This is a genomic window from Streptomyces sp. NPDC054841 (assembly GCF_053611045.1).
This window is the reverse complement of sequence record NZ_JBSGZO010000350.1, coordinates 1-4,614: the sequence shown is the minus strand read 5'-3', so window position 1 is coordinate 4,614 and position 4,614 is coordinate 1. Positions and strand designations below refer to the sequence as shown.

The following is a 4,614-nucleotide window of genomic DNA, read 5'->3' as shown; positions in this document are numbered from 1 at the left end:
CCCGGCTGACCGAGGCGGAACGCGCCGAACGCGTACTGGCCCTGGTCCGCGAGGAGGTCTCCCGCGCCCTCGGGCTGCGCTCGGCGCAGTCCGTCCGGCCCGACCAGCCGCTGCGCGATCTCGGCATGGACTCGGTGACGGCGGTCGAACTGCGCAACCGCATCGCCACCCGCGTCGGCGCCAAACTCCCCGCCACCCTGCTCTTCGATCACCCCACTGCGGCCCGGCTCACCGGGTACCTGCTGACCACCGCACTCGCGACGGACGGCCGTGCGGTCCCTCGCACCGCACCCGACACGCAGCGGACCCGTGCGGCCACGTCGGCGGAGTCTGCGAAGTCGGCGAAGTCGGCGCCCCACGAGCCGGTGGCCGTGGTGGCCATGGCATGCCGCCTGCCGGGCGGAGTGGGCGATCCGGAGGACCTGTGGCGCCTGGTCGCTGAGGGCCGTGACGCGGTGGGCCCGTTCCCGGCGGGGCGCTGGGACGTGGAGTCGCTGTACGACCCCGACCCGGAGGCCCGGGGCAAGTCGTACGCCCGGGAAGGCGGTTTCCTGGATGACATCGAGTCCTTCGACGCGGGCTTCTTCGGGATCACTCCGAAGGAGGCGGCAGCCATGGACCCGCAGCAGCGGTTGCTGCTGGAGACGGCGTGGGAGGCGCTGGAGCGCGCCGGGATCGTGCCCGCCGGGCTGGCGGGGAGCACCACCGGCGTGTATGTCGGCATGTTCGGCAGCGACTACCTGGCGGGCTCCCGGCTCGACCAGTTGGACGGGTACGTCGGTACCGGGTCGGCGCTGAGCGTGGCCTCCGGCCGGCTCGCGTACGCGCTGGGGCTGCACGGCCCGGCGCTGACGGTGGATACGGCGTGCTCGTCGTCGCTGGTGGCGACGCACCTGGCGGCGCAGGCGCTGAGGTCGGGCGAGTGCGACCTCGCGCTCGCCGGTGGCGTGACGCTGATGGTGACGCCGCAGACCTTCGTGGAGTTCAGCCGCCTGCGGGGTCTGTCCCCGACGGGCCGCTGCCGCTCCTTCTCGGACGACGCCGACGGCGCCATCTGGGCCGAGGGCGCGGGCATGGTCGTACTGAAGCGGCTGAGCGATGCGCGGCGCGACGGGGACGAGGTGCTGGCGGTGCTGCGCGGCACGGCCGTCAACCAGGACGGCCGCAGTCAGGGGTTGTCCGCGCCGAACGGTCCGGCTCAGGAGCGGGTGATCCGGCGGGCGCTGGAGCTGTCCGGGCTCGAGCCCGCCGACATCGACTACGTGGAGGCGCACGGGACCGGGACGACGCTGGGCGACCCGATCGAGGCGAACGCCCTGTCGGAGGTCTTCGGCGACTCGCACCCGCAGGACCGCCCGCTGTACCTGGGCTCGCTGAAGTCCAACATCGGGCATGCACAAGCGGCTTCGGGCGTGGCCGGGCTGATCAAGGTGGTGCAGTCGCTGCATCACCGGACCCTGCCGGCCACGCTGCACGCCGCCGCGCCCAGCCGGCACGTCGACTGGGACGAGAGCGGGCTGAAGCTGCTGCAGGAGGCGGTGGCCTGGCCGTCGTCGCCGGAGCGCGTACGTCGTGCCGCGGTGAGCGCCTTCGGGATCAGCGGAACCAACGCGCATGTGATCGTGGAGGAGGCCCCGCCGGTCGAGGCCCCGCCGGTCGAGGCCCCGTCTGTCGAGCCGGCGCCGGTCGAAGCGACGCCGAAGGGCGACGTCACCCGGGAAAAGCGGCTGTTCGCCCTGTCCGGGCGCAGTGAGGCTGCCGTGCGGGGGCAGGCCGCGCGGCTGGTCCGGTACGTGACCGAGGACACCGCCCTGCCGGACGTCGCCCACACCCTTGCACGCCACCGCAGTCACTTCGAGCGGCGCGCGGGGATCGTGGCGGGCGACCGGGACGAACTGCTGTCCCAGCTGGCTGCGTTGGCGACCGGACGGGCACCGCTGGCGCCGTCCCGCGAGGAACAGACGGGCAAAATCGCCTTCGTATTCGCCGGGCACGGCGGTCAATGGCCGGGCATGGGCATGGGGTTGATGGCCGGCTCCGAAGCGTTCCGCGAGGAGTTGGCCCGCATCGACGAGGCGGTTCGCCGTCACGTCGGCTGGTCGGTGCTCAACGTGCTGCGGGCGCCGGAAGAATTCTCCCCTCTCGGCCGGACCGAGTTCCTGCAGCCGGTGCTGTTCGCCGTCAACGCGGCGCTGGCCGCCGCCTGGCGTGCGCTCGGCATCGCCCCGGACGCCGTGGTCGGGCACAGCCTGGGCGAGATCGCCGCCGCCTACAGTGCGGGCGCTCTCACCCTGGACGACGCCGTGGCCGTGGTGACCGTGCGCGCCCGGGCGGTCGTACCGCTGGTCGGACAGGGCGGCATGCTGGCCGTGGAGCTGCCGCGCGCTCAGGTCGAGGAGCTGCTCGCGCCGTACGCGGAGCGGCTGTTCGTGGCGGCGGTCAACAGCGCGCATTCCACGGCCGTCTCCGGCGAAGCCGACGCGCTGGCCGAGCTGCGCCGGCACTTCGACGAGCAGCGGATCACCGCACGCCGGCTGTCGACGCCGTTCGCCTCGCACACCCCCTTGATGGACCCGCTCCGCGAGGAACTGCTCGACCGGTTCTCCGGTATCCGGGGCACACGGACGCCGATCCCGCTGTACTCGGCGGTGCCGGCCGAACCCGTGCCCGGTGACCGGCTCGATGCCGAGCACTGGTACGCCAATCTCCGGCAACCGGTCCGTTTCGCGGAGACGATCCGACGGATGCTGGACGACGGCTACCGCTACTTCGTGGAGCTGAGCCCGCACCCGTCGCTCACCGCGTCGATCGAGGCGGTGGCGGCCGAGGCCGGGATCGACGCGGTCGGCGTCGGCTCGCTGCGCCGGCAGCAGGACGGGCACGACGTTCTGCTGGGCAGGCTGGGAGAGCTGTACGCGGCCGGGCACACGCCCGACTGGCATGTGCTGTTCCCCCAGGGCCGCCGAGTCGCCCTGCCCACGTACGCCTTCGCACGCGAACGCCACTGGCTCGCCCCCGCGCCCGCCACCGCCACGGGCGCCTCGCCGCTCCTCGGTACGCACGTCGAGGCCAGCGACGAACCCGACCGGCACATCTTCCAGAGCGAGATCGACCTGCGCGACAGCCGTTTCGCCTACCTGACCGACCACCGGGTCACCGGCGAGGTCTGGCTGCCCGGCGCCGCCTTCCTCGACATGGCGTTGGCGGGCGCGTCCGCGCTGCAGGACGACGGCGACGTGAGGCTGGCCGACGTCAGGTTCGTCCAGCCGCTTCGCCTGGACGAGGAGAAGCCCGTACGGCTGCAACTCGTCCTGCGCCCCGTCGAGGACGGCTTCCGGGACTTCACCATCGCCTCGGCGGCCGCCGGTGGGCGCGGAACGCGGTGGGAACGGCACGTCAGCGGACGGGTCACCGCCACCCCGGCCGATCCCGCAGCCGATGTGGGCGATGCGGGCGAGGAGGTCAGTGCGCTGCGCGAGCTGTGCGTGGAGGAGGTGGACCTGCCGGCCGTCCACTCCCAGCTCGCCACGCTCGGCATCGAATACGGTCCCGCCTTCCAGGGCCTGGAGGCGGGCCACTGCACGGACACCGCGGCGCTCGGCCGGCTGGCCGACCGGCACGCGGCCGGTCATCTGCTGCATCCCGCGGTCCTCGACGCCGCCTTCCACACGGCAGCTCTGCCGGGCGACGCGCCCGAAGGCCGGGCGTTCGTGCCCGCCGGGATCGGACGGCTGCGGTTCACCGGGCGGCGCACCACGCCCGTGTGGGTGACCTGTCATCTGCGTTCCGTGAACGGCGACACCGCGTTCCTGGACCTGCGGCTCTTCGACGAGAACGAGCAACTGGTCCTGGAGGCCGAGAAGTTCGAGCTGGCCGCGCTCTCCCCGCTGGACGGAGCGGTCTTCGAGACGCGCTGGCAGCCGCGCCCGATCGCGCAGGAGCCGCCCGCCGGCGACGGCAGCTGGCTGATCCTGTCCGACGGGTCGGGGGTGGCCGCCGAACTCGGCGAGCGGCTCGGCTCCTCGGTGCCGTATGTGATCGCCCGCCGGGGCGAGTCGTTCGGTGTCGAGGGCCCGGGCCGCTACGTCCTCGATCCGGCCGATCCGCAGCATCTGGCCCGGCTGCTCGACGAGGCATTCGCGGACGGGTTGCCCGAGCGGGTGGTCCAGCTGTCCGCGCTCGACGCTCCGGCGATCGCGGATACCGGTACGGCCGAGGAGGCGGCGCGGCTGTGCTGCCTGAGCACCCTGCACCTGGTGCGGACGCTGGCCGAGCGTCCGCAGGGCGGCCGGGCTCCCCGCCTGTTCGTGGTCGTCAGGGGCAGCCAGGCCGCCGGTGACAGCATGCAGGTGACGCACCCTCAGCAGGCGCTCGCCTGGGGCTTCTCCCTCGCGGTGGCGCAGGAGTACCCGGAGCTGTCGACCACGCTGATCGACCTGCCGGCCACGGATGGCACCGACGCCTTGTGGACGCAGCTCCGGCACGCGGACGACGAACGGCTGGTCGCGCTGCGGGAGTCGGGCCGTCTGGTGCCGCGCCTGGCCCGCACCCGCCCGGACGACGGCGGTCAGGGCGAGATCACCCCGGACGGTGTGTACCTGATCACCGGTGGTC

The 4,614-nt window shown here is 73.2% G+C and carries 1 protein-coding gene; it reads left to right on the top strand.

Features of this window, described 5'->3' with window-relative positions:
* The coding region (locus ACWGI8_RS32605) for a type I polyketide synthase (RefSeq protein ID WP_453666446.1) at positions 1-4,614 on the top strand (4,614 nt) is incomplete at both ends.